This window comes from Streptomyces sp. NBC_00464, from assembly GCF_036013915.1.
In the GTDB taxonomy this organism is placed as follows: domain Bacteria; phylum Actinomycetota; class Actinomycetes; order Streptomycetales; family Streptomycetaceae; genus Streptomyces.
On the sequence record NZ_CP107899.1, the window covers coordinates 4,157,208 to 4,181,527 of the forward strand.

The 24,320-nt window shown below is 69.9% G+C and carries 21 protein-coding genes; 11 read left to right on the forward strand and 10 right to left on the reverse strand.

Annotated features, from left to right (window positions below; genetic code table 11):
• The first annotated feature begins 246 nt into the window (after positions 1 to 246).
• The gene (locus tag OG912_RS18750) at positions 247 to 597 is read left to right on the forward strand and encodes a WhiB family transcriptional regulator (RefSeq protein ID WP_018551136.1); all 351 of its coding nucleotides are present in this window, start codon (positions 247 to 249) and stop codon (positions 595 to 597) included.
• 30 nt (positions 598 to 627) lie between these two features.
• Here the strand turns inward: OG912_RS18750 and OG912_RS18755 are convergent, their stop codons facing one another.
• Together OG912_RS18755 and OG912_RS18760 are read right to left on the reverse strand one after the other, a co-directional pair.
• The gene (locus tag OG912_RS18755) at positions 628 to 2,130 is read right to left on the reverse strand and encodes an ArsA family ATPase (RefSeq protein ID WP_327710358.1); all 1,503 of its coding nucleotides are present in this window, start codon (positions 2,128 to 2,130) and stop codon (positions 628 to 630) included.
• Complete coding sequence (locus OG912_RS18760; protein ID WP_327710359.1) at positions 2,127 to 3,116, reverse strand: ArsA family ATPase; 990 nt, start codon at positions 3,114 to 3,116, stop codon at positions 2,127 to 2,129. The genes OG912_RS18755 and OG912_RS18760 overlap by 4 nt, the downstream gene beginning before the upstream one ends.
• A gap of 82 nt (positions 3,117 to 3,198) precedes the next feature.
• Here OG912_RS18760 and OG912_RS18765 point away from each other — a divergent pair, with 82 nt between their 5' ends.
• The 4 genes from OG912_RS18765 (at position 3,199) to OG912_RS18780 (ending at position 5,696) form a co-directional block, all read left to right on the forward strand.
• Complete coding sequence (locus tag OG912_RS18765; protein ID WP_095874066.1) at positions 3,199 to 3,357, forward strand: DUF4177 domain-containing protein; 159 nt, start codon at positions 3,199 to 3,201, stop codon at positions 3,355 to 3,357.
• Positions 3,357 to 3,827 carry a RidA family protein gene (locus OG912_RS18770; RefSeq protein ID WP_219573178.1) on the forward strand — a complete coding sequence of 157 codons (471 nt, stop codon included), beginning with the start codon at positions 3,357 to 3,359 and terminating at the stop codon, positions 3,825 to 3,827. The genes OG912_RS18765 and OG912_RS18770 overlap by 1 nt, the downstream gene beginning before the upstream one ends.
• 148 nt (positions 3,828 to 3,975) lie before the next feature.
• Complete coding sequence (locus OG912_RS18775; protein ID WP_326737130.1) at positions 3,976 to 4,869, forward strand: NUDIX hydrolase; 894 nt, start codon at positions 3,976 to 3,978, stop codon at positions 4,867 to 4,869.
• Entirely contained in the window at positions 4,866 to 5,696 is an 831-nt protein-coding gene (locus OG912_RS18780; protein ID WP_326737129.1) for an MBL fold metallo-hydrolase, read from the forward strand. The genes OG912_RS18775 and OG912_RS18780 overlap by 4 nt, the downstream gene beginning before the upstream one ends.
• Before the next feature lie 77 nt (positions 5,697 to 5,773).
• Here OG912_RS18780 and OG912_RS18785 read toward each other — a convergent pair whose 3' ends face one another.
• Positions 5,774 to 6,448 carry a Crp/Fnr family transcriptional regulator gene (locus tag OG912_RS18785; RefSeq protein ID WP_123460131.1) on the reverse strand — a complete coding sequence of 225 codons (675 nt, stop codon included), beginning with the start codon at positions 6,446 to 6,448 and terminating at the stop codon, positions 5,774 to 5,776.
• Between the two features lie 516 nt (positions 6,449 to 6,964).
• Between OG912_RS18785 and OG912_RS18790 the strand changes: the two genes are divergently transcribed.
• The 5 genes from OG912_RS18790 (at position 6,965) to OG912_RS18810 (ending at position 12,622) form a co-directional block, all read left to right on the forward strand.
• A complete protein-coding gene (locus tag OG912_RS18790; RefSeq protein WP_327710360.1) occupies positions 6,965 to 7,960 on the forward strand; it encodes a hypothetical protein in 996 nt (331 codons plus the stop codon).
• A gap of 54 nt (positions 7,961 to 8,014) precedes the next feature.
• Positions 8,015 to 9,469, forward strand: a complete 1,455-nt coding sequence (locus tag OG912_RS18795) for an MFS transporter (protein WP_327710361.1) — start codon at positions 8,015 to 8,017, stop codon at positions 9,467 to 9,469.
• A gap of 160 nt (positions 9,470 to 9,629) precedes the next feature.
• Positions 9,630 to 10,463, forward strand: a complete 834-nt coding sequence (gene nth / locus OG912_RS18800; RefSeq protein ID WP_327710362.1) for an endonuclease III — start codon at positions 9,630 to 9,632, stop codon at positions 10,461 to 10,463.
• A gap of 61 nt (positions 10,464 to 10,524) precedes the next feature.
• Positions 10,525 to 11,328, forward strand: a complete 804-nt coding sequence (locus tag OG912_RS18805) for an NUDIX hydrolase (RefSeq protein WP_443060988.1) — start codon at positions 10,525 to 10,527, stop codon at positions 11,326 to 11,328.
• Positions 11,329 to 11,416: 88 nt separating this feature from the next.
• Positions 11,417 to 12,622 carry a MarP family serine protease gene (locus OG912_RS18810; protein ID WP_326737124.1) on the forward strand — a complete coding sequence of 402 codons (1,206 nt, stop codon included), beginning with the start codon at positions 11,417 to 11,419 and terminating at the stop codon, positions 12,620 to 12,622.
• A gap of 39 nt (positions 12,623 to 12,661) precedes the next feature.
• Here OG912_RS18810 and OG912_RS18815 read toward each other — a convergent pair whose 3' ends face one another.
• From OG912_RS18815 to OG912_RS18840, 6 genes are all read right to left on the reverse strand, one after another.
• Positions 12,662 to 12,865, reverse strand: coding sequence for a hypothetical protein (locus OG912_RS18815; RefSeq protein WP_327710364.1), 204 nt, complete (start codon positions 12,863 to 12,865; stop codon positions 12,662 to 12,664).
• Between the two features lie 105 nt (positions 12,866 to 12,970).
• Positions 12,971 to 14,029 carry an alpha/beta fold hydrolase gene (locus OG912_RS18820; protein WP_327710365.1) on the reverse strand — a complete coding sequence of 353 codons (1,059 nt, stop codon included), beginning with the start codon at positions 14,027 to 14,029 and terminating at the stop codon, positions 12,971 to 12,973.
• On the reverse strand, positions 14,026 to 14,556 hold the full coding sequence (locus OG912_RS18825; protein WP_326737121.1) for a phage holin family protein: 531 nt from the start codon (positions 14,554 to 14,556) through the stop codon (positions 14,026 to 14,028). Before OG912_RS18825 ends, OG912_RS18820 begins: the two co-directional genes overlap by 4 nt.
• 39 nt (positions 14,557 to 14,595) lie before the next feature.
• A complete protein-coding gene (nhaA, locus tag OG912_RS18830; RefSeq protein WP_327710366.1) occupies positions 14,596 to 16,002 on the reverse strand; it encodes a Na+/H+ antiporter NhaA in 1,407 nt (468 codons plus the stop codon).
• Positions 16,003 to 16,287: 285 nt separating this feature from the next.
• Positions 16,288 to 18,285 carry an acetate--CoA ligase gene (acs, locus tag OG912_RS18835; protein ID WP_327710367.1) on the reverse strand — a complete coding sequence of 666 codons (1,998 nt, stop codon included), beginning with the start codon at positions 18,283 to 18,285 and terminating at the stop codon, positions 16,288 to 16,290.
• A 222-nt stretch (positions 18,286 to 18,507) separates the two neighbouring features.
• The gene (locus OG912_RS18840; RefSeq protein WP_327710368.1) at positions 18,508 to 21,384 is read right to left on the reverse strand and encodes a SulP family inorganic anion transporter; all 2,877 of its coding nucleotides are present in this window, start codon (positions 21,382 to 21,384) and stop codon (positions 18,508 to 18,510) included.
• 284 nt (positions 21,385 to 21,668) lie between these two features.
• Here OG912_RS18840 and OG912_RS18845 point away from each other — a divergent pair, with 284 nt between their 5' ends.
• Complete coding sequence (locus OG912_RS18845; protein ID WP_327710369.1) at positions 21,669 to 23,012, forward strand: hypothetical protein; 1,344 nt, start codon at positions 21,669 to 21,671, stop codon at positions 23,010 to 23,012.
• Between the two features lie 250 nt (positions 23,013 to 23,262).
• Here the strand turns inward: OG912_RS18845 and OG912_RS18850 are convergent, their stop codons facing one another.
• Positions 23,263 to 24,258 carry an ATP-binding protein gene (locus OG912_RS18850; protein WP_326737117.1) on the reverse strand — a complete coding sequence of 332 codons (996 nt, stop codon included), beginning with the start codon at positions 24,256 to 24,258 and terminating at the stop codon, positions 23,263 to 23,265.
• Between the last annotated feature and the right edge of the window lie 62 nt (positions 24,259 to 24,320).

Here is a 24,320-nt window from a genome sequence, read left to right on the forward strand (position 1 = left end):
GTGTGTCATCGACCGTCCGTTATGACTCAGGTGGTCTGTCCCGATTCTGCCGGGATAGTCGCGCATGTCCTCACCTCACTCCCCTGGGTGATCTGCCGCATACGCATAGTCCGTTCGGGCCATTCAAGATTGGGCCCGAAGGGGGTGTTGTGCTGTCGCCACCTTCCGTAACGTCCTCAACTGGCAGCGGTGAATATGCCGCTACCGCCGTGGGGGAGCCTCGATTCGGGAGAGGACGGCGCCGGGATGGGCTGGGTAACCGACTGGAGTGCGCAGGCAGCCTGCCGCACTACCGATCCGGATGAACTGTTCGTACAAGGGGCAGCGCAGAACAGAGCCAAGGCGGTGTGCACCGGATGCCCGGTGAGGACCGAGTGCCTGGCCGATGCGCTGGACAATCGCGTCGAATTCGGCGTGTGGGGCGGAATGACCGAGCGGGAGCGTCGCGCACTGCTGCGTCGACGCCCGACGGTCACGTCCTGGCGCCGGCTGCTGGAGACCGCGCGCAGCGAGTACGAGCGGTCCACGGGCATCCTGCCCGTGGCGATCGGGCTGGAGGACGACGAACTGCACGAGACGTTCGCCGCCGTGGGGTAGACCCGGGCGGCAGGACGGACGACGGGGTGACTACGCAGCTCCGGCCGAGGCGGTACCGGTCGCGAGCCGGTCCCCGATGGCTCGCAGCCCTGCGAGGTCATGGACATCTCCGGGCAGCGCGGCCACCGCGGTCACGGCCACCTCGGGGTGCAGCGCGGTGAAGCGGTCGCGTGTGCGCTGTTCGCGCGCGACCACCTGCATCCGTTCGGCATGCAGACGCAGCAGACCGGCCGTCAGCTGTTCGACGGTTACGGCGTCTGCGGCCGGGGCGTTCGCGGCCACGGTGTCTGAGCTCGGGGCGTCTGCGATCGGGGCGTCTGCGATCGAGTCGGCTGTGGTCGAGTCGGCTGCTGCCGCGGCATCCGCGCCGGCATGGGCGTCAGGGATGTCGGCGGGCTCGTGTTCCGAGGCATGCTCGGACGGTTCGGGGGTGGCGGCTCCTGCGGTGTTCGGGGTCTGTGCGGAACCGGCCGCGGGGGATTCGGCGGGCTCACGAAGTCCAGCCTTCCCGGCCCCCTGATCCACAATGCCGTCGGCCTCAAGATTTTCCGCGGCGGCCAGCGCGCGCTCGGAGGAGAGCCGGGCGGCGTCACTGCCGTGGACCCGGTTGAGCACCAGGCCCGCCAGCGGCATGTCCTCCGCGGCCAGCCGCTCCACGAAGTACGCCGCTTCGCGGAGCGCGTCCCGCTCCGGCGTCGCGACGACGAGGAACGCCGTGCCGGGTGCCTGGAGGAGCTTGTACGTGGCATCGGCGCGGGTGCGGAACCCGCCGAACATGGTGTCCATCGCGGCGACGAAGGTCTGCACATCACGCAGGAACTGGCCGCCGAGCAGCTTGCCCAGCGTCCCGGTCATCATCGACATGCCCACGTTGAGGAACTTCATTCCGGCCCGGCCGCCCATTTTCGCCGGGGCCATCAGCAGCTTGATGAACTTGCCGTCCAGGAACGAGCCCAGCCGCTTCGGCGCGTCCAGGAAGTCCAGCGCGGATCGCGACGGCGGGGTGTCGACGACGATCAGGTCCCACTCGTCGCGCGCCCGCAGCTGACCGAGCTTCTCCATCGCCATGTACTCCTGCGTGCCCGCGAAACCGGCCGACAGGGACTGGTAGAAGGGGTTCTCCAGGATCGCGCGGGCCCGTTCCCCGTCCGCGTGCGCCTCGACGATCTCGTCGAAGGTCCGCTTCATGTCGAGCATCATGGCGTGCAGCTCGCCGGCGCCCTCGGTCCCGACACCCTTCACCCGGCGGGGGATGTTGTCCAGGGAGTCGATGCCCATGGACTGGGCGAGCCTGCGCGCCGGGTCGATCGTGAGGACGACGACCTTGCGCCCGCGCTCGGCCGCGCGTACGCCCAGGGCTGCCGCGGTCGTCGTCTTGCCGACGCCGCCCGAGCCGCAGCACACGACGATCCGGATGTCCGGGTCGTCGAGCAGGGCGTCGGTGTCCAGGGCGGGGGCCGTTGCGAGAGCCGCGGCCGTACCTGCGCCCGCGTCCGTACCGGTATCCGCTTCCGTGCCCGTGTCCGATGTCATGCACCCACCCCTTGTTCCGCCGCACCTTCGCCCGCGCCCTGCTTGCGCAGCTCCATCGCCAGCTCGTACAGCCCGGCCGGGTCCACGCCCTCGCCGATCAGCGGGAGTTCGTACCCCGGCAGTCCGAGCTCCGCCAGTACGGCGCGCTGCTCACGCTCCAGCTCCACCCGCTGGGCGTGCTCGGCCGCCTGCTCGACCAGGGGGCGCACGAGCCCTGCCGAGCCGGTCACGCCCGCCCGGGTGAGCGTCTTGGCGATCTCCTTGCGCCGCCCGCCCGCGGCGGTGCGCAGCGCGTCCTCGTCGAGCAGGTGCGGGCGCACCATGTTCACGATGACCCGGCCCACCGGCAGTTCGGCGGCCCGCAGGTCCGCGATGCCGTCGGCGGTCTCCTGGACCGGCATCTCCTCCAGGAGGGTCACCAGGTGCACCGCGGTCTCGGGGGACTTCAGCACCCTCATCACGGCCTGTGCCTGATTGTGTATCGGGCCGATCCGGGCGAGCCCGGCCACCTCGTCGTTCACGTTGAGGAAGCGGGTGATGCGCCCGGTCGGCGGGGCGTCCATGATCACGTAGTCGTAGACGAACCGGTTCCGCTTGTCCTTGCGGCGCACCGCCTCGCACGCCTTGCCCGTCAGCAGGACGTCCCGGACACCGGGCGCGATGGTGGTGGCGAAGTCGATCGCGCCGAGTTTCTTCAGCGCCCGGCCCGCGCTGCCGAGCTTGTAGAACATCTGGAGGTAGTCGAGGAGGGCGCGCTCGGCATCGATCGCGAGGGCGTACACCTCTCCGCCGCCGGGTGCGACGGCGATCTTGCGCTCCTCGTAGGGGAGCGAATCCGCCTCGAAGAGCTGGGCGATGCCCTGTCTGCCCTCGACCTCGACGAGGAGGGTGCGCCTGCCCTCGGTCGCGAGGGCGAGCGCGAGGGCGGCGGCGACCGTGGTCTTACCGGTACCGCCCTTGCCGCTGACGACCTGGAACCTGCTCACGTATTCGAGCCTAACCAGTCGCGCCGCAGGCTACGCACGAGGCTGCGCGTGCCAGGGATTGCCCAGGCATTACAGTCGGGCCATGACCAAGTGGGAATACGTGACCGTGCCTCTTCTCGTGCACGCGACCAAGCAGATTCTGGACACCTGGGGCGAGGACGGCTGGGAGCTGGTCCAGGTCGTTCCCGGCCCGAACAACCCCGAGCAGCTCGTGGCCTACCTGAAGCGGGAGAAGTCGTAGTGGCGGGCGCCGTCGAGGCGAAGCTCGCCGAACTCGGGCTGGCCCTGCCGGACGTCGTGCCGCCGCTCGCCTCGTACCAGCCGGCCGTGCAGTCCGGGGTGTACGTGTACACCTCGGGCCAGCTGCCGATGGTGGACGGCAAGCTCGCCGTCACCGGCAAGGTCGGTGCGGAGGTCACGCCCGACGAGGCCAAGGAGCTGGCGAAGACCTGCGCGCTCAATGCGCTGGCCGCCGTGAAGTCGGTCGCGGGCGACCTGGACCGGATCGCCCGTGTCGTGAAGGTCGTCGGATTCGTGGCCTCGGCCACGGACTTCACCGGCCAGCCCGCCGTGATCAACGGTGCGAGCGAACTGCTCGGCGCGGTGCTCGGCGACAAGGGTGTGCACGCCCGCAGCGCCGTCGGCGTCGCGGTGCTGCCACTGGACGCGCCGGTCGAGGTCGAGGTCCAGGTCGAGCTGACCGGAGCCTGAGCCGAAGCCGTACCGCTGCCGGGGTTCCGCCCCGCTTCCGTGGGGATCCCGTCCGGTCGTCATGACCGGGCGGGATCCTCTGTGTACGGGGCATGTACGGATCACCGCGCCCCTCGAACATCGACGCGGTTCCGGATAGCCTCCGGCCATGTCCAATGGTCAGTGGTACCCACCGGAATGGCCCGACCGGATCCGGGCCCTAGCCGCAGGCGAACTGACGGCAGCCACCCCCAGGCGGGCCGCCACCGTGATGCTGCTCCGGGACGCCGCCGCGGGTACCGGGGGCGGGCCCGCGGTCCACATGCTGCGCCGGCGCACCTCGATGGCCTTTGCCGGAGGGGCGTACGCCTATCCGGGTGGCGGTGTCGACCCGCGCGACGACGACCGCCTCGTCGGCTGGGCAGGACCCTCGCTGGAGGACTGGGCGAAGCGGCTCGGTGCCGGTACGCCGGCCGAGGCGCAGGCGATCGTCTGCGCGGCGGTCCGTGAGACGTACGAGGAGGCGGGCGTCCTGCTCGCGGGACCGACCGCCGGCACGGTCGTCACGGACACCACCGGTGCGGACTGGGAGGCCGACCGCGAGGCCCTGGTCGCGCGGGAGCTGTCGTTCGCCGAGTTCCTCGACCGGCGCGGGCTGGTGCTGCGCTCGGACCTGCTCGGCGCGTGGGCGCGCTGGATCACTCCGGAGTTCGAACCGCGCCGCTACGACACGTGGTTCTTCGTCGCCGCGCTCCCGGCCGGTCAGCGCACCCGCAACGCCTCGACGGAGGCCGACCGCACGGTGTGGATCGGTCCGGGCGAGGCCGCCGACGGATACGACCGCGGGGAGCTGACGATGATGCCGCCGACGGTTTCCACGCTGCGCGCGCTCAGGCCGTACGCCACCGCCGCGCAGGCGCTGGAGGCCGCATCGGGCCAGGACCTCACCCCCGTACTGGCACAGGCCCGTCTGGAGGGCGACGAGCTGGTGCTGAGCTGGCCGGGGCACGAGGAGTTCACCAAGCGCCTCCCCACGGGCGGTACGGGCGGTGGTTCCGCATGAGCGAGGCCGCAGCGCTGCCCGGACAGCCGCGCGGCGGGGTGCTGTCCGGGCCGGCCACGACCCGTACGGTCAACGTCCTCGCGCCCAACGCGTCGGCGATGACGCTGGACGGCACCAACACCTGGATCGTCGCCGAGCCCGACTCCGACCTCGCGGTGGTCATCGACCCGGGCCCGCTGGACGAGGCGCATCTGCGGGCTGTCGTCGACACCGCCGAGCGGGCGGGGCGCCGGATCGCGCTCACGCTCCTCACCCACGGGCATCCCGACCACGCGGAGGGCGCGGCCAGGTTCGCCGAGCTGACCCGTACGAAGGTGCGGGCCCTGGACCCGGAGCTGCGTCTCGGCGACGAGGGGCTGGGCACGGGGGACGTGATCACGACCGGTGGTCTGGAGATGTACGTGGTGCCGACCCCGGGCCACACCGCGGACTCGCTCTCCTTCCATCTGCCGGCCGACCGCGCGGTGCTGACGGGGGACACGGTCCTCGGGCGTGGGACGACGCTGGTGGCGCACCCGGACGGGCGGCTGGGGGACTACCTCGACTCGCTGCGGCGGCTGCGCTCGCTGACGGTCGACGACGGGGTGCACACGGTGCTGCCGGGACACGGCCCGGTGCTGGACGACGCGCAGGGCGCGGTCGAGTTCTACCTGGCCCACCGCGCGCACCGGCTGGCCCAGGTGGAGACGGCCGTGGAGTCCGGCTACCTGACGTCGTCCCAGGTGGTGGCGCATGTGTACGCGGACGTGGACCGGTCCCTGTGGCCTGCGGCGGAGCTGTCGGTGCGGGCGCAGCTGGAGTATCTGCGTGAGCACGGACTGATCTGACGGGCCCTGCCCCGGATACGTACGCGAGGGCCCCGCCGACATCGGCGGGGCCCTCGGGCGTTGCGTACGACGACGGGTCAGCGGGACCGCTTGGCCAGCCGCTCCACGTCCAGCAGGATCACGGCACGGGCTTCGAGCCGCAGCCAGCCGCGGCCGGCAAAGTCGGCGAGGGCCTTGTTGACCGTCTCGCGGGAGGCGCCGACCAGCTGGGCCAGCTCCTCCTGCGTCAGGTCGTGCACGACGTGGATGCCTTCCTCCGACTGGACGCCGAAGCGGCGCGACAGGTCGAGGAGGGCACGGGCGACACGGCCCGGCACGTCGGAGAAGACCAGGTCGGACATCTGGTCGTTGGTCTTGCGCAGGCGCCGGGCGACGGCGCGCAGCAGGGCCGTGGCCACCTCGGGGCGCACGTTCAGCCAGGGCTGAAGGTCGCCGTGGCCGAGACCGAGGAGCTTGACCTCGGTCAGCGCGGTCGCGGTGGCGGTACGGGGGCCCGGGTCGAAGAGCGACAGCTCACCGATCAGTTCGCCGGGGCCGAGGACCGCCAGCATGTTCTCGCGCCCGTCGGGGGAGGTGCGGTGGAGCTTCACCTTGCCCTCGGTGACCACATAGAGGCGGTCACCCGGGTCACCCTCGTGGAACAGCGCGTCGCCGCGCGCGAGGGTCACCTCACTCATCGAGGCGCGGAGCTCCGCGGCCTGCTCGTCATCGAGCGCCGCGAAAAGCGGGGCGCGCCGCAGAACGTCGTCCACGAGTTCTCTCCTTGTCGGCCTGTTCAGGGAACCGTGGTCCCCATCATGCCGGACGGTAAAACAGTGCGATCAATCACAAACCAGTTTGACGCACGCACGTGCCGGGGCGTGCGGCAGGGGGCCGATTGGGGGCCGATCGTCGCTGAGCGGGGTGGATGCCGGCGGCGGGCGCTGGGCCGGACGGGTGACCGGAACGCCGGTGGGAGCGCAGGTCAAGGGGGCTGACGGGGTATCGGCCGAGCGGAATTCCGCTGTGGGCGAACGGACCGCGAAGGGTCGGAGGAATGCCGCAAATGCCCCGGAGGGGGTGCGCGGGTCGGGCGGCCGTCGTCGCCGCCGGGGGTTTGGGGGGCCTTGCTGTCGAGTCGGGGCAGGCGTCGGCTCATATACCCCCACCCGGTACGTGGATTCCGGTTGACTGGATACCCCTAGGGGGTATCTACTGCGTGTGTCGCGACGCCCGCACGTTCCCTTCCGCACGTGTTCCCTTCCGTCCGATCCGCTGAGGAGTCCGCCATGAACACCGCACTGAAGATCACCGCCTTCACCGCCGGCCTCGCCACCGTCTTCGGAACCTCGTACGGCATCGGCCACGCCACCGGCGGCACGTCCCCGAAGCCGTCCACCGCCGCCCACGCGGGGCACACATCGGCCACCGCTCCTTCGGATCCGGCTCCCCCGGACGGCGACGGCGACGGCGCGTCGGGCGGCGCCGGTCACCTTCCCGGGGGCCTGCAGATCTCCGAGCGCGGCTACACGCTCAGCCTCGGCGACTCCTACGTCACCGCCGGCGCCCCCGTCGACCTGCGCTTCCGGATCCTCGGAGCGGACGGCAGTCCCGTCACCGCCTACCAGCCCGCGCACGGCAAGGAGTTGCACCTCATCGTCGCCCCGCGCGACCTCTCCACCTTCCAGCACCTGCATCCCACCCGCGCCGCCGAAGGCACCTGGCGCGCCACTGCCGCCGTGCCCGCCGCCGGCGAGTACCGCGTCTTCGCCGACTTCACCCCGGCCGGCGCCTCGCAGGGCCTCACCCTCGGCGCCGACCTGCACGCGGCCGGCGACCTGCGCCCCGTACCTCCGGCCGAGACGGGACGCACCGTCACCGTCGACGGCTACCGCGTCACCCTGACCGGCGACCTCACCCCCGGCCGCGCCACCCGTCTCAGCCTCGCCGTCGCCAAGGACGGCAGGCCCGTCACCGATCTCCAGCCCTACCTCGGCGCCTACGGCCACCTGGTCGCCCTGCGGGCCGGCGACCTCGCCTACCTGCACGTCCACCCGGACGGTGAGCCGGGTGACGCCGGCACCGAGCCCGGCCCGGACATCACCTTCACCACCACCGCGCCGAGCCGGGGCGGCTACCGCCTCTTCCTGGACTTCCGGCACGGGGGCGTGGTCCGCACCGCCGCCTTCACGGTCACGGCCGCCGACAGCCCGGCGAACGCAGCCGACCCGGCCACCCCGTCCGCGTCGGCGCCCGCGGAGCACGACGGCGACCACCAGCACTGAGGCGCCGCGCAGCCCGATCCGCTTCCCTCCCTTCCGGCATAGGAGTACACGGTCATGTCCGACCTCAACGCGCCAACCGCGCCTGCGCCCGCACCCAGACGCTGGACGGCACTCGCCCTGATCGCCCTCGCCCAGTTCGTGGTGATCATGGACACCTCGATCATCGGCGTGGCCCTGCCCGAGATGCAGAGGGATCTCGGCTTCTCGCAGGAGAACCTGTCCTGGGTCTTCAACGCCTACGTCGTCGCCTTCGGCGGACTGCTGCTGCTCGGCGGCCGCCTCTCCGATCTGTTCGGCGCCAAGCGGCTGTTCGTGGCCGGCTGGGTGGTGCTGGCCGTCGGGTCGGCGGTCGCCGGGCTGGCCGGCGAGGCCTGGACCGAACTGGTCGGCCGGGCCGTACAGGGCGCCGGTTCCGCGCTGATCGCACCCGCTGCGCTGACCCTTCTGATGACCCTGTTCGGCGGACGGCCCCAGGAGCTCACCAAGGCGTTCGCCCTGTACGGCGCGGCCGCGCCGGCCGGCGGCACCGCCGGCGTCTTCCTCGGCGGACTGATCACCCAGTACGCCAGCTGGCAGTGGGTCTTCTGGATCAACATCCCGGTCGCGCTCGGCGTCCTGCTCGTCACCCCCGGCGTGATGCCGGCCGCCGCCGCCCGCCGTGGCTCGGTCGACTGGCTCGGGGCCGTCACCGTCACCCTCGGCCTGGCCGTCACCGTCTACGGCGTGGTCCGCGCTCCGGAGACCGGGTGGGGCTCGGCGGACACCTGGCTCGTACTGGCCGGCGGCCTGTTGCTGATCGGCGCGTTCGTCGCCATCCAGGCCAGGCGTCGCGCACCGCTGATGCGACTCGGCATCTGGCGCAGCCCCGGCCTGGCCGGGGCCAACCTCGCCCAGCTGCTGATGGCGTCGGCATGGATCCCGATGTGGTTCTTCCTCAACCTCTACCTCCAGCAGGTGCTGGGACTCGAAGCGTTCGCCTCGGGCGCCGCGCTGCTGCCGATGACCGCCGCCATCATGCTGATGATGATCGTGCTGGCACCCCGGCTGATCGCCCGCTTCGGGCCGAAACCGCTCATCGTCACCGGGCTGCTGGCTCTGGCGGCCGGCATGGTCTGGCTCTCCTTCGTCCGGCCCGACGGCAGCTTCGTCGTGGACGTCCTGCCCGCCTCGCTGCTCGCCGCGGTCGGCATGTCGCTCGCCTTCATCCCCTCGCTGGGGACCGCGCTCGCCATCCCCGACCCGGCGGAGGGCGGCCTCGCCTCCGGCATCGTCAACACCAGCTACCAGGTCGGTTCGGCCCTCGGCCTCGCCGCGATGACCGCCGTAGCCGCCGCCAACGGGGCCGGCGAACTCGGCAACCCCCAGGCCCTCACCGACGGCTTCTCCGCGGCCTTCCTCGGTGCGGCCGCCCTGGCCCTCGCCGGGGCGCTCGCCTCCGCCCTCGCCCTGCGCACCCCGGATCGGGCCGCCGCAGCCCGTGTCGCCGGGGAACCTTCCTCCGTCGGCTGATCCCGGCAATCCTCAGGACGCCGCCCCGGAACCACGGGCCGGCGTCCTGACACATGCGGCCGGGACTCCCGGACCCGCGGTTGCGCACGGGACCTGCCGACATCGTGACCGGCTCATGAACCGGCCCCGTGGGTTCGCCCCGTCGGCGTAGCCTTCGTGCATGGCAGAGAGCAAGGTCCGGAAGCCCGCGGTCGAACCGGCGGTGAAGGCGGCTGCGAAGCCGAAGAAGCCGGAGTCGCACCTGGCGATGGTGCGGCGGGCGCGGAAGATCAACCGCGTCCTGGCGGAGACGTATCCGTACGCGCATCCGGAGCTGGACTTCGAGACGCCCTTCGAGCTGCTGGTGGCCACCGTGCTGTCGGCGCAGACGACGGACCTGCGGGTGAACCAGACGACGCCCGCGCTGTTCGCGAAGTACCCGACTCCGGAGGACATGGCGATGGCCGTCCCGGAGGAAATGGAAGAGATCATTCGGCCGACCGGCTTCTTCCGGGCGAAGACCAAGTCGCTGATAGGTCTCTCCGTTGCCCTCCGGGACCGTTTCGACGGCGAGGTGCCGGGGCGCCTGGCGGATCTCGTGACGCTGCCCGGGGTCGGCCGCAAGACCGCCAACGTCGTCCTCGGCAACGCCTTCGGTGTTCCGGGCATCACGGTCGACACGCACTTCGGCCGACTGGTCCGCCGCTGGAAGTGGACCGAGCAGGAGGATCCGGAGAAGGTCGAGGCCGAGGTCGCGGCGATCTTCCCCAAGAGCGAGTGGACGATGCTCTCGCACCGCGTCGTCTTCCACGGCCGCCGCATCTGTCACGCCCGCAAGCCCGCCTGCGGCGCCTGTCCGGTCGCCCCGCTCTGTCCCTCGTACGGTGAGGGCGAGACCGACCCGGAGAAGGCCCGGAAGCTCCTGAAGTACGAGATGGGGGGTCAGCCGGGGCAGCGGCTGAGTCCACCGGCGGACTACCCGGGCAGACCCGCCCCCGCCCTGGGCGCCGGCTGACACGGCGGACCGCGCCGGAACGAAATGCGTGAGGACAGGCGTTGTGAAGCGAGGGGTGCCTATGAAGACGCATGAACACAGCACGGACGCGGCCACCGCCGCGGCAGGGGCCGAGCCCGGTGCGGCGGCCGCACCGGGCGCGTCACACGACGCGCGCGAAGCCGCCCGCACCACCGCAGACGATGCCCGGGACGACGCCGCGATCGACGTCACGGCCGAGGGCCTGCCCGGCTGGCTGGACCCCGTCGCCCGAGCGGCGCGCACCATCGAGCCGCAGCAGCTCAGCCGCTTTCTGCCGCCCGCGAGCGGTGCCGGGCGGCAGTCCGCCGTGCTCGTCCTGTTCGGCGAGGGCGCACGCGGGCCGGAGCTGCTCCTGATGGAGCGCGCCGGAAGCCTGCGTTCCCACCCGGGCCAGCCGTCCTTCCCCGGCGGCTCCCTCGACCCGGCCGACGGCGACCAGGAGACGACAGGGCCGCTGCGGGCCGCGCTGCGCGAGGCGGAGGAGGAGACCGGTCTCGATCCGCACGGGGTGCAGATCTTCGGCGTGCTGCCCCGGCTCTACATCCCCGTGAGCAGCTTCGTGGTGACGCCCGTGCTCGGCTGGTGGCGTTCGCCCAGCCCGGTCGGGGTCGTCGATCCCGCCGAGACCGCCCGGGTCTTCACCGTTCCCGTGGCCGATCTCACTGATCCGGCCAACCGGGTGACCACGCGCCATCCCAGCGGCCATTGCGGCCCGGCATTTCTGGTCGAATCCGCACTCGTATGGGGGTTCACGGCCGGGGTGATCGACCGGATTCTGCACTTCGCGGGCTGGGAGCGCCCCTGGGACAGGGCCAAGCAGGTGCCGCTCGACTGGCGCGCATGACAGGCTGACTCCGTGCTCCGCTGCTCCGGGCCTTCCCGGTCACGGGGAGACGTACGGGCCCGGTGACGAATCTGCGAGGCAATAGACGGTGAACGTGCTGGACATCCTGCTGCTGGCCGGCGCCGTGTGGTTCGCGGTCATCGGCTACCGCCAGGGGTTCGTCGTCGGCATTCTGTCGGTGATCGGGTTCCTGGGCGGCGGTCTCGTCGCCGTCTATCTGCTGCCCATCCTGTGGGACCAGGTGACGGATGGCTCGGAGGTCTCGTCGACCGCGGCCATCGTCGCGGTCGTCATCGTGATCGTGTGCGCCTCGGTGGGCCAGGCCTTCACCACTCACCTGGGGAACAAGCTCCGCAGATACATCACGTGGTCGCCCGCGCGTGCCCTCGACGCGACGGGCGGCTCCCTCGTCAACGTCGTCGCGATGCTGCTGGTGGCCTGGCTGATCGGCTCCGCGCTGGCCGGTACGTCCCTGCCGACGCTGGGCAAGGAGGTCCGCAACTCCTCCGTCCTGCTCGGCATCTCCCGGGTCATGCCGCCCCAGGCCTCGACCTGGTTCACGGACTTCTCCTCGGTCCTCGCGCAGAACGGCTTCCCGCAGGTCTTCAGCCCGTTCGCCAATGAACCCATCACCGAGGTCAGGGCCCCCGACCCGGCCCTGGCCGGCAGCCCCGTCGCCGCCCGTGCCAAGGATTCGATCGTCAAGGTCGTCGGTACGGCCCCGAGCTGCGGCAAGGTCCTCGAAGGCACCGGATTCGTCTTCTCCGACCGCCGGGTGATGACCAACGCCCACGTCGTCGGCGGCGTCGACGAGCCGACCGTGCAGATCGGCGGCCAGGGACGGCTGTACGACGCGAAGGTCGTCCTCTACGACTGGCAGCGCGACATCGCCGTACTCGACGTGCCGGACCTCGACGCGAAGCCGCTGCGGTTCACCGACACCGACCACGATGCCGAGACCGGGAACAGCGCAATCGTCGCGGGGTTCCCGGAGAACGGCTCGTACGACGTACGCTCCGCGCGCGTCCGGGCCCGCATCGACGCGAGCGGGCCCGACATCTACCACCGGGGCACCGTCCGGCGCGATGTGTACTCGCTCTTCACGACGGTCCGTCAGGGCAATTCCGGCGGCCCGCTGCTGACGCCCGACGGCAAGGTGTACGGGGTCGTCTTCGCCAAATCGCTCGACGACCCCGACACCGGCTACGCCCTCACGGCCGACGAGATCCGCCAGGACATCACGCAGGGTCGTACGGCCAACCAGCAGGTCGACAGTCAGGGGTGCGCGCTCTAGGGGCCGAAGGTCCCGCCTGCGGGGTTGCGGGACCGTGGGTCATCCGCGCGGATGGCGCAGCCGCGCCGAGACCCAGCGGGCCCGGCGGCGGAGGATGCGCGGAATGCCGAGCCGGGGATCATGCAGAACATGCATAGTGTGCACCCGGCCCTGGAGGCCGCCCCCCTCATGAGTGCCCGGAGCCGCCGTGGCGGTCGAGCGACGATTGCGTGCTGTGTCACCGAAGTCGTGCGTCCAGCCCATACTCGGACGTCTGCCCGTGACGCATGGTCGGTAACCGCCCATCCGCCAGCCAATTGGCCTATGCGGCAGGCAAGTGGCTGTTCGTCGGACGCGTGTGCGCGTCGCCTAGCGATCGGGCTCGGAATCCTTGAGCCAGCTGATGAGTTCGGCGGAGAACCCGGCCGGATCCTCCTCGTGGGGGAAGTGCCCCAGACCGTCGAAAAGTCGCCAACGGTACGGCGCCTCGACGTATTCGCCGGACCCCGCCGAGCTCCGGGTTCGGACCGCCGGATCGAGTGAACCGTGCAGATGCAGGGTGGGCACCCGCACCGGCCGCTTCATGCGCCGGTTGAACTGGATGCCGTCCGGTCGAGCCAGCGAACGCACCATCCAGCGGTAGGGCTCGATCGAGCAGTGCGCGGTCGAGGGGATGGACATGGCGCGCCGGTAGACGTCCAGCGTCGCGTCGTCGGGGAACTCCGCCGTGCCCGGTCCGGCCCACTCGTGGATCAGCCGCCCCACCAACGCCGCATCGTCCGCCACGAGCTGACGCTCCGGCACCCACGGCCGCTGGAAGCCCCAGATGTACGAGCCCGCGCGCGACTGGGCGAAGTCGGAGAGCATCGAGGAGCGCCACCGGCGCGGATGCGGCATCGAGGAGACGACCAGCCGGCGCACCAGCTTCGGACGCATCACCGCGGCCGTCCAGGCCAGGTAGCCGCCCATGTCGTGGCCGACCAGCGCGGCGTCCGGCTCGCCGAGTGAGCGGATGACGCCGGTGATGTCGAGCGCCAGGTTGGCGGGGTCGTAACCGCGTGGCGTCCGGTCGCTGCCGCCCACTCCGCGCAGGTCCATCGCAACGGCCCGGAAGCCCGCGTCGGCGAGTGCCGGGAGCTGGTGGCGCCAGGTCCACCAGAACTGCGGAAAGCCGTGCAGGAGGAGGACCAGGGGCCCTTCCCCCATTTCGGCGATGTGGAAGCGGGCACCGTTGGCCGCGACGTCCCGGTGGGTCCAGGGGCCTTCGATGCGGACGGGGCCGCCGGCCGCGGCAGCGGGGCCCGACGGGCCACCTGGGGCCGGGGAGGCCGGGATGGGGGCGGGGCCCGCCGGACCGGCCGGCTTCTCGTGGCCTGCCCGGTCTTCCGGGCCCACAGGGCGGAATGCGCTGGAATCGGGGACCGTCATGTGGATGAGCGTGCCACAGCTGACGCCTTGTCCTGGACCGGACGGTTCTCGATGGCCTTGTCCGCAAGTGTGCTGCCGCCCACCGGCAGGATCGCGTCGGCGCCGACGGTCGCCCGCGGGTGCGGCTTGACGCCCTGCAGGACGGCGGCGGTCTGCTTGGCCGAGGCGATGGACTTCTCCGGCGGCTTGACCTTCTTGAACTTGGCGTAGCCGAAGAGTGCGAGCAGGATCCCCAGCAGGATGAACGCACCGCCCACGATCAGGAACGACCAGGCGAGCCCCAGTCCCAGGTTGTGGATTCCGTACGCGGCCGCGAAGCTCAGCACCGGGATGGCGAACAGAATCAGCACACCCGTGACGATGAACGCCACGCTGCCGATGACGCCGCGCTTGACGTCCTGTCGCACCTCGGCCTTGGCCAGGGCAATCTCGTCGTGCACCAGCGCCGACAGTTCGGCCGTCGCCGAGGCGACCAGCTGGCCGAGACTACGGTCGGCGCTGCCCGCGTAATTGCCGGGGTCGCTCATCCCTGACTCCCTCTCCTGTTCAACACATCCGATGTCAGATCATGCCGGACTGTCCGGCTTGCTGCTCGCTGCCCCCGCCAGTTGGGCAAGGCGGCGGTGCTCGGCCGCCTTCTTCTCGTACAGCGCGGCCATTCGCAGGTGGTACTCCGGATCGTCCTGCTCGTAGATGTCCGGGACCCCGGACGCGTCCTCGTCGAGTTCCTCGGCGTCGAACAGCTCCCGGTATCTGCGTACCCGCAGTTTGAGCAGTACACCGGAGAGTACGGCGGCAATCAGCGAACCGATGAGAACCGACGCCTTGATCTCGTTGATCATGTCGTCGTCGCCGACGAAGGCGAGCTCCCCGATCAGCAGCGAGACGGTGAAGCCGATGCCGGCGAGTGAGGCGACCGCGAATACATCGGCCCAGGCCAGGTCCTTGTTCAGCTCCGCCTTGGTGAACCGGGTGGCCAGCCACGTACCGCCGAAGATGCCGATGGTCTTGCCGGCGACGAGTCCCAGGACGACACCGAGCGTTTCGGGCCGGGTGAACACGCCGGCCAGCGCGCCGCCTGAGAGGGAGACCCCGGCGGAGAAGAGCGCGAAGAGCGGTACGGCGAAACCGGCGGACAGCGGGCGGACCAGGTGTTCGATGCGTTCGCCGGGGGAGTGGTCCTCGCCCTCGCGCCGGGTGCAGCGCAGCATCAGGCCCATGGCGACACCGGCGATGGTGGCGTGGACGCCGCTGTTGTACATCAGCCCCCAGATGACCAGGGCGAGCGGTACGTAGACGTACCAGCCGCGCACGTTCAGCCGCAGCAGCAGATAGAAGACGGCCAGACCGACGAAGGCGCCGATGAGAGCGATGAAGTCGATGTTCTCGGTGAAGAACACCGCGATGATCAGGATCGCGAAGAGGTCGTCGACGACGGCGAGGGTCAGCAGGAACGCGCGGAGCGCGGACGGCAGCGAGGTGCCGATGACGGCGAGGACGGCGAGCGCGAAGGCGATGTCGGTGGCCGTGGGGACGGCCCAGCCGTCCGTGGAGCCGTTGCCGATCACGTTCACCAGCGTGTAGACGACGGCCGGCACGGCCATTCCGCACAGCGCGGCGACGACCGGGAGCGCGGCCGCCTTCGGGTCGCGCAGCTCACCCGCGACGAGTTCGCGCTTGAGCTCGACACCCGCCACGAAGAAGAAGACCGCGAGCAGTCCGTCGGCCGCCCAGTGCGCCACGGAGAGATGGAGGCCGAGCGACCCGGGCCCGATGTGGAAATGGCTGACCGACGAGTAGCTCGATCCGAAGGTGTTCGCCCAGATGAGTGCGCCCACGGCGGCGACCAGCAGGATGACTCCGCCGACGGTCTCCGTGCGCAGGGCGTCGGTGAGGTAGTTGCGCTCGGGGAGCGGCAGGCGTCCCAGGAAGGTGCGACGCGGGGAGGGGGGTGCGGGGGTGGGCGTGGCCACGGGGGGAGACCTCCGGGTCGGTACGGCAGCGATGGCATGGCTGATGCACTTGCCGACCAGACTTCCCGGCACACCCTGTGGAGATTTCTTATCGTTTTATTGATCAGCTGCCACTGTACCCGGGGTGCGCGGGGCGGTGACCGGTGATCATCACCCTAAATGCCCGAAGGGCATCCGGCGCGTTGCCGGATGCCCTTCGGGGGGTGCACTGCTTCTCGGGTTCCTGAGGTGTCTCGGGTCCCTGGGGTCCCTGGGACCTCCGAGGATTCTGAGGTCCCTCGGGTCTCAGTCCTCGGAGGAGGACTGGGGCAGCTGGGTCTGGATGAGGTCCATGACCGAGGAGTCGGTCAGTGTGGTGACGTCGCCCAGGGCGCGGTTCTCGGCGACGTCGCGGAGGAGGCGTCGCATGATCTTGCCGGAGCGGGTCTTGGGGAGTTCGGCGACCGGCATGATCCGCTTGGGCTTGGCGATGGGGCCGAGGGTGGTGCCGACGTGGTTGCGGAGTTCCGCGACAAGGTCGTCGGAGGCGGTGGCGGTGCCGCGCAGGATGACGAACGCGACGATGGCCTGGCCGGTCGTCTCGTCGGCGGCGCCGACGACGGCGGCCTCGGCGACTGCCGGGTGCGACACGAGCGCGGATTCGACCTCGGTGGTCGAGATGTTGTGTCCGGACACGAGCATGACGTCGTCGACGCGGCCCAGCAGCCAGATGTCGCCGTCCTCGTCCTTCTTGGCGCCGTCGCCCGCGAAGTACTTGCCCTCGAAGCGGGACCAGTAGGTGTCGAGGAACCGCTGGTCGTCGCGCCAGATGGTGCGCAGCATGGAGGGCCACGGCTCGGTGAGGACGAGGTAGCCGCCTCCGCCGTCCGGTACCTCGCGGGCCTCGTCGTCGACGACAGTGGCGGAGATGCCCGGCAGGGCGCGCTGGGCGCTGCCCGGCTTGGTCTCGGTGACGCCGGGGAGCGGCGAGATCATCATCGCGCCGGTCTCGGTCTGCCACCAGGTGTCCACGATCGGGCACTTGTCGGCGCCGATGTGCTTGCGGTACCACATCCACGCCTCGGGGTTGATCGGCTCACCGACCGAACCCAGGACCCGGAGACTGCTCAGGTCGAACTTGGCGGGGATGTCGTCACCCCACTTCATGAACGTGCGGATCGCGGTCGGCGCGGTGTAGAGGATCGTGACGCCGTACTTCTGGACGATCTCCCAGAAGCGCCCCTGGTGCGGGGTGTCGGGCGTGCCCTCGTACATGACCTGCGTCGCACCGTTGGCCAGCGGCCCGTAGACGATGTAGGAGTGGCCGGTCACCCAGCCGATGTCGGCGGTGCACCAGTAGACATCGGTCTCGGGCTTCAGGTCGAAGACCGCATGGTGGGTGTAAGCGGCCTGGGTGAGGTAGCCGCCGGAGGTGTGCAGGATGCCCTTGGGCTTCCCGGTCGTGCCCGAGGTGTAGAGGATGAACAGCGGCTGCTCGGCCTCGAACGCCTCGGGGGTGTGCTCGGTGGACTGGCGCGCGGTGATCTCGTGCCACCAGACGTCGCGTCCCTCGGTCCACGCGGTGTCCTGGCCGGTGCGGCGGACGACGAGGACGTGCTCGACGCTGTCGATACGGGAGACGGCGTCGTCGACCGCGGGCTTGAGCGCGGAGGGCTTGCCGCGGCGGTAGCCGCCGTCGGAGGTGATGACGACCTTCGCGTCCGCGTCCTGGATGCGGGCGGCGATGGCGTCGGCGGAGAAGCCGCCGAAGACGACCGAGTGCGCGGCACCGATGCGGGCGCAGGCCAGCATCGCTACGGCGGCCTCGGGGATCATCGGCAGGTAGACGGCGACGCGGTCGCCCTTGCCGACACCGAGCTCGGTCAGCGCGTTCGCCGCGCGGGAGACCTCGTCCTTCAGCTCCGCGTAGGTGATGGCACGGCTGTCGCCGGGCTCGCCCTCGAAGTGGATGGCGACCCGGTCGCCGTTGCCCGCCTCGACGTGACGGTCCACGCAGTTGTACGCGACGTTGAGCTCGCCGTCCGCGAACCACTTCGCGAAGGGCGGGTTGCTCCAGTCGAGCGTCTCGGTCGGCTCGGTGGCCCAGGTCAGGCGGCGGGCCTGCTCGGCCCAGAAGCCCAGCCGGTCCGCCTTGGCCTGCTCGTACGCCTCCGCTGTGACGTTGGCGTTCGCGGCCAGATCGGCAGGCGGTGCGAACCGCCGCTCCTCACGAAGCAGATTGGCCAAGCTTTCGTTGCTCACGACATCTCCCAGTCCCAGGGTGTCCGTTGTGTCCCGGGGCATAGCTCATCAGGCCGGGGGCCGGGTGACAAGTGCCTACCGGGAATTGGTTTAGACCTGTGTCTTCGTGTATGGGGGCACGATCCCGCTTCCGCGGCGGGGTGATGCGGTGGTGCAGGTTCCTCGTGCGTGGTGCTGCTGCACAGTGGTGCGTGTGCGGTGTTGCGGTGGCGCGGTGTGCGGAAGCGGGACCACAAGGTCTCACGGGCCCGGAGGGGATGTGGTTCAGGCGCTGGTACGCGCCAGTTCGGCCGGATGGGATGGCCCAACCGGCTCAGCTGAAGGAAATGGATGGGACGGCCTGATCGGGTCGAACACCTCGTCGAGCCCGCTGCCGGCATTCGCGCCCTCTGTCAGCAGATACGACTGGGCCTCGGCCACATGGAAATACATGCCATGGAGTTGAAGGGTGCCTTCGGCGAGGCGTCGTGAAACCGACGTATGGGCCCGCAGATGGTCGAGCTGTTGGACGACGTTGGTGAGGCAGAGCTGCTCCACCGCATCGGCGGGCAGCCGGCCGGAGATCCGGGCCCAGGACCGGTCGCGCGAGGCCATCCGCTCCAGGCTGGGGAGCCCGTGCCGGAGCCAGCGCCAGAGAGCAGTCTCCGGGCCCTCCGGCCTGGTGCCCAGCAACGCGTTCATCGCGCCGCAGCCGGAGTGCCCGCAGATGGTGATCGACTCGACTCCCAGCACATCCACCGCGTACTCAATGGCCGCACCGACCGAGTGGTCGCCGGCCTCGGAATCGGGCGATGGCACGAGATTGCCGATGTTGCGGACCGTGAACAGGTCACCGGGACCGCTCGCCGTGATCATGCTCGTCACCAGCCGGGAATCCGCGCAGGTGATGAACAGCTGCGAGGGGCGCTGCCCCTCCTCGGCGAGTCTTGCCAGCTCCTCACGGACCAGCGGAGCCGTATTGCGCTGAAACGAACTGAGGCCGCTGACCAGCCGTTGACTGCCGGTCGGGCGCGGCCGGGCAGCCACATGATCCGGCGCGAACTCGCCCGCGCGATCCGGTGCGCGATCTGGTGCGTGGGCCGCTGCGTGGTCCGGTACGGGACCGGTCGTGTGTCCCTCGGCGTGACCGGGTGCCTCGGGGGCGAGGAGGGAGCCGGGCCGTGCCTCGGCGTCCGAGTCCTGGGCGTCCCGGTTTGTATGCACAGGTGTGGGCGCTGCTTGCCGTGCGCCTGTAGCGGGGTGGACGGGAACGGCGTCGGTCATGTCGGCCGCAGCCGCAGCGACATGAGTCACGGGCGTCGCTGCGCTCGTTCCCGTACCGCCGTCCGTACGTGTACCCGTACCCGTACCGCTGTCTGCATCCGCATACGTATGCGTACTCGCTCCCGGGCCGGCGACGGGCACATGCTCCGGCCGGTCGTGGCAGTGGTGGTTGCGCCAGGGGGTCCAGGGGCGGCAACAGGAATGCGCGGCAGAGGCGGGTTCGGCGATTCTGCCTCCGGACCTGCCGGTGAAGGCGACCCGGCCACCGTGGGCGGCATGAGCATTGCTCCAGTCATGGATCAGCTCGTATGCCGCGTGATCCATGAAGAAGCCGTCCAACTCGACGACCACGTCCGCGTCATGAGGCAGCTGGCCCAGCGCTCTGCTGAGACGGGGCACAGCGAGAAACGTCAACTGTCCCCGCACGATCACCAGATGCTTTCCATCACGGTCGGAAACGGTGATCCGGGTGCGGGCCAGCCGGTGCAGGGCGACGGCCACCGCCACGGCGATGCCGATCGCCACACCCTTGAGTACGCCGAAGAGCAGCACGCCGGTGATTGTCGCGCCGTACACCAGGAATTCCCGGTGCCTGTGAACGTTACGGATGTGGGCGAAGTTCACCATCTGGATGCCAACCACCATGACCAGCGCGCCGAGGGCGGCCAGCGGGATCCACTCCAGCGCGGTGACCAGCAGGCCGGTGGCGAGCAGGACCCAGACGCCGTGCAGCACGGTGGACGCGCGCCCGGTCGCTCCGGCCCGTACATTTGCCGAGCTTCGCACCGCGCCGCCGGAGACCGCCAGTCCGCCGAGCAGGCCGGATACGGCGTTGGCGATGCCCTGTGCGCGTAGCTCCCGGTCGAGGTCGGAGCGTTTGGCCCGGGGGGCGGCTGCGGCGGAACCCGTCTCGGAGGCATCGGCGGTGCGTCCGCCGGGATGACCGCTGTCGCTCTCGACGGCGGGCCCGGTCGACCGCTCGCGGTTCCGGTCGGCAGTCAGCTTGTCCACAGCGACAGCGGCGAGCAGCGATTCCAGACTGGCCACCAGCATCATCGTGAATACGGCGGTCGCCAGGCCGAGCACAGGTCCCTGGGGCATCTCAGGCAGTGCGTGCGAGCGCCAGGACGGCAGGTCGACCCGGGCGATCGAGGGCGCCGCGAGCGCGGCCACCGCAGTGGCCACGGCCACCGAGGCCAGGGCTGCCGGGACTCGCCGCATGATCCGTCCGGACCGTCCCGGGATTCGCGGCCACAGCACCAGGATCCCGACGGTGAGCGCGCCGATCAATGGTGCCGCCGGCCCTACGCGCTCCAACTGGGCGGGCAGATGAAGGGCGTTGGAGACGGCCGAGCTCTGCGGCGTACCGCCGAGCACGATGTGCAGTTGGGCGAGTGCGATCGCCACGCCGATGCCGGCGAGCGTGCCATGGACGATGGCGGGACTGACGGCCAGTGCGCTGCGCGCGGCCCGTAGAGAGCCCAGCACGATCTGCAGCAAACCTGCGCCGATGGTGATCGCACAGGTGGTGCGCCAGCCGTAGACCTGGATCAACTCGGCTGTCACCACGGTCAGTCCGGCGGACGGGCCGGAGACCTGCAAAGGGGTGCCGCCGAGCAGTCCGGCGACGATGCCGCCGACTGCGGCGGAGATGAGGCCTGCCTCCAGCGGGGCGTCCATGGCGACGGCCAGGCCGAGCGACATGGGGACGGCGAGCAGAAAGACAGTGATCGATGCGGACAGGTCGGCGCCAGCGATGCGGAATCGTCCGCCGCGGTGCGGCGGTGGCGGGCTGTGAGGGCGCTTGACTCCCGAGGATCGGGGAGGGCGCGAACTGCGGGATGAGTGGTCATGACGAGTGGGGACGCAGGCAGACATGTTTCCCGTCTCCTCCGGGGCAGCGCGGTCGCGGAACGTGGGGACGCGGCCGTGGGTCACGGCGTGCAGCGGCGGGATATCTCAACTCTCGGTAAACAGATCGTAATGGAGAGTAAAGATGCGTGTCCAGGATTAAGGGCAAATGGGCCATTCAAGCACCCGTTCCAGTGAATAGGCAGCTTTTCATGCGGCCTGTCGCCCGAATTTGTGTGCAGCGCGTGCGACTTTGACCGCGCCGTGTCGGCACTTCGGCGCAAGTTACCTGCAAGGAAGAGGGTGAGCGGATGATGGCCGCCACGAAGAGGTTCGCCTTGGGCGTCATCGCTGTTGCGCTGGTCGCGGGAGTGGCTGGCTGCACCGGGTCGGGTTCCGGTCCGGGCGGTTCTGGCCCCGGTGCCGCGAACGGCGCCGCAGGGGCCAAGAAGAAGGCGGCCGAAGCGGCCCCCAAGAGTGTGTTCCGGCTCATCGGCGACGGTTCGACCGCCTTCACGGGTGCCCAGCCGAAACAGCCGGCTGCGCGCCGCCTGGCACCTGGTCAGAAGCCCCCGCAGTTCGTGGTGTTCTCCTGGGACGGGGCAGGAGAGGACAGCCAGCGGCTCTTCTCGCACTTCCGCAAGGTGGGCAAGAAGTATCACGCGAACATGACGTACTTCCTCAGCGGCGTGTACCTGCTGCCGGAGGCGAAGCGCAAGCTCTATGACCCGCCGAAGCACAACGCGGGCAGTTCCGATATCGGCTTCAACGACACCGAGGGCATCCGGGACACCCTTGCCCAGGTCCGTGGTGCCTGGCTGGACGGCAACGAGATCGGCACCCACTTCAACGGCCACTTCTGCGGCAAGGACGGCGGTGTCGGCACCTGGTCCGTCGACGAGTGGAAGAGCGAGATCAGCCAGGCCAAGTCGTTTGTGAAGGGCTGGAAGAGCAACGATCCGGATCTCAAGGACGACAAGTCGCTGCCCTTCGACTACGACAAGGAACTGATCGGTGGCCGGACACCCTGCCTGGAGGGGCAGAAGAACATGGTTGCGGCGGCGCGCTCGATGGGCTTCCGCTACGACTCCAGCGGAGTCAACGACCAGGTCTGGCCGAAGAAGAAGGACGGCATCTGGGACCTCTCGATGCAGCTCGTGCCAGTGCCGGGGCGCGAGTTCGAGACCCTGTCGATGGACTACAACTTCATGTTCAACCAGTCCGGAACGACGCAGGGCGATCCGGACCAGCATGAATACTGGGGCGATCAGATGCGGGACGGCCTGATCCAGGCCTTCGATCGCGCGTACGACGGGAACCGTGCCCCTCTGATCATCGGCAACCACTTCGAGTCCTGGAACGGTGGCACGTACATGCGCGCCATCGAGGAGACGATCGAGACGGTGTGCACCAAGAAGGACGTGCGTTGTGTGTCGTTCAAGCAGCTTGCGGACTGGCTGGACGCGCAGGACCCGGCCACGCTCGCGAAGCTCGGCACGCTGAAGGTCGGCAAGGCGCCGACGACCAGTTGGGCGTCGTTTCTCGGCGGGGGAGTGAGCCCCGGCAGGGGCGAGGGCGAGGGCGAGGTGCAACGTCAGGGGCAGGCTGAGGCGAAGGCGCCCGCCGGATCTGCGGGGCACAAGGCCGACCGCTAGGGCCTCTCGCTTGGATCGTGCCAGGCTCGCAGTGCCCGGGATCCGGCCTGACCCAAACGAAGGACACCAGGTTGACCGTTGCGTCGACTGTTGAGCCGACCGCTATGCCGACAGCTATGCCGGCTGTTGGGTCGTCGGTCGTCGGGTCGTCGGGCCGACTGGGGCAGTGTCCCCTCGACTCATCCCGGAGCGGTCAATGCTCAGGGCCTGTCCGGCAGATCGAGACAGGACAGGCCCTGGCGGCGGACGCTCAGGCGGGCTGGGCGGCCCCGGCTCGCGCGTACCGCTCGTCGAGTACGAAGGCGGGGTCGATCTGGGCAGCCAGGTCGGCTCCCGTCTTCGCGTTGCCCCAGCTCTCCGCGTTCTTCAGATGGAAGTGCACCATCTGCCGCGTGTAGCGCTCCCAGTCCCGCTGTCCGTACGAGTCCTCCGCGGCGTTCTGAAGGAACTGGAGCGCCATCCGGTTGTCCGCCTCCAGCAGCTCGAAGCGGGCAGGGCGTCCCTTCTCCATGGCCCGCACCCAGTCGGAGTGTCCGATGGTGACCAGCAGATCGTCACCGACCTCGGCGCGCAGGAAGTCGAGGTCGTCCTCCCCTTGCACCTTGTTGCCGACAACCTTCAGCGCCACGCCGAAGTCCTGTGCGTACTCCTTGTACTGGCGGTAGACGGAGACGCCCTTGCGGGTTGGCTCGGCGACCAGAAACGTCATGTCGAAACGGGTGAACATGCCGGAGGCGAAGGAGTCCGAACCGGCGGTCATGTCGACCACGACGTACTCCTCGGGGCCGTCGACGAGGTGGTTGAGGCAGAGCTCGACCGCGCCGACCTTGGAGTGGTAGCAGGCCACCCCCAGATCGGATTCGGTGAACGGCCCCGTGACCATCAGCCGGATATCCCCGTCGTCGAGCCCGACTGTGCGGGCGCAGGCGTCGTAGACGGGGTTGTCCTCGCACACCCGTAGTAGCCGAGAGCCCTCGCCCGGCGGCGTTGTCTTGATCATCGTCTCGGCCGAAGCGATGCGAGGATTGCTGCCCCGCAGATACTCCTTGATCAGTGGCAGCTGCGCCCCCATGGCGGGCAGGGATGCTGCGTCCTTCTCGTCGAGGCCGAGTGCGGCCCCGAGATGCTGGTTGATGTCGGCGTCCACCGCGACGACGTGAGCTTCATTGGCGGCAAGGTGGCGGATGAAGAGCGAGGACAGCGTGGTCTTGCCGCTGCCGCCCTTCCCTACGAAAGCGATCTTCATGTTCACCTAGGGTAGTCGCATGATTGCGTTCCGCTGCCGAAGTTCGTGAAGAATGCCACTCG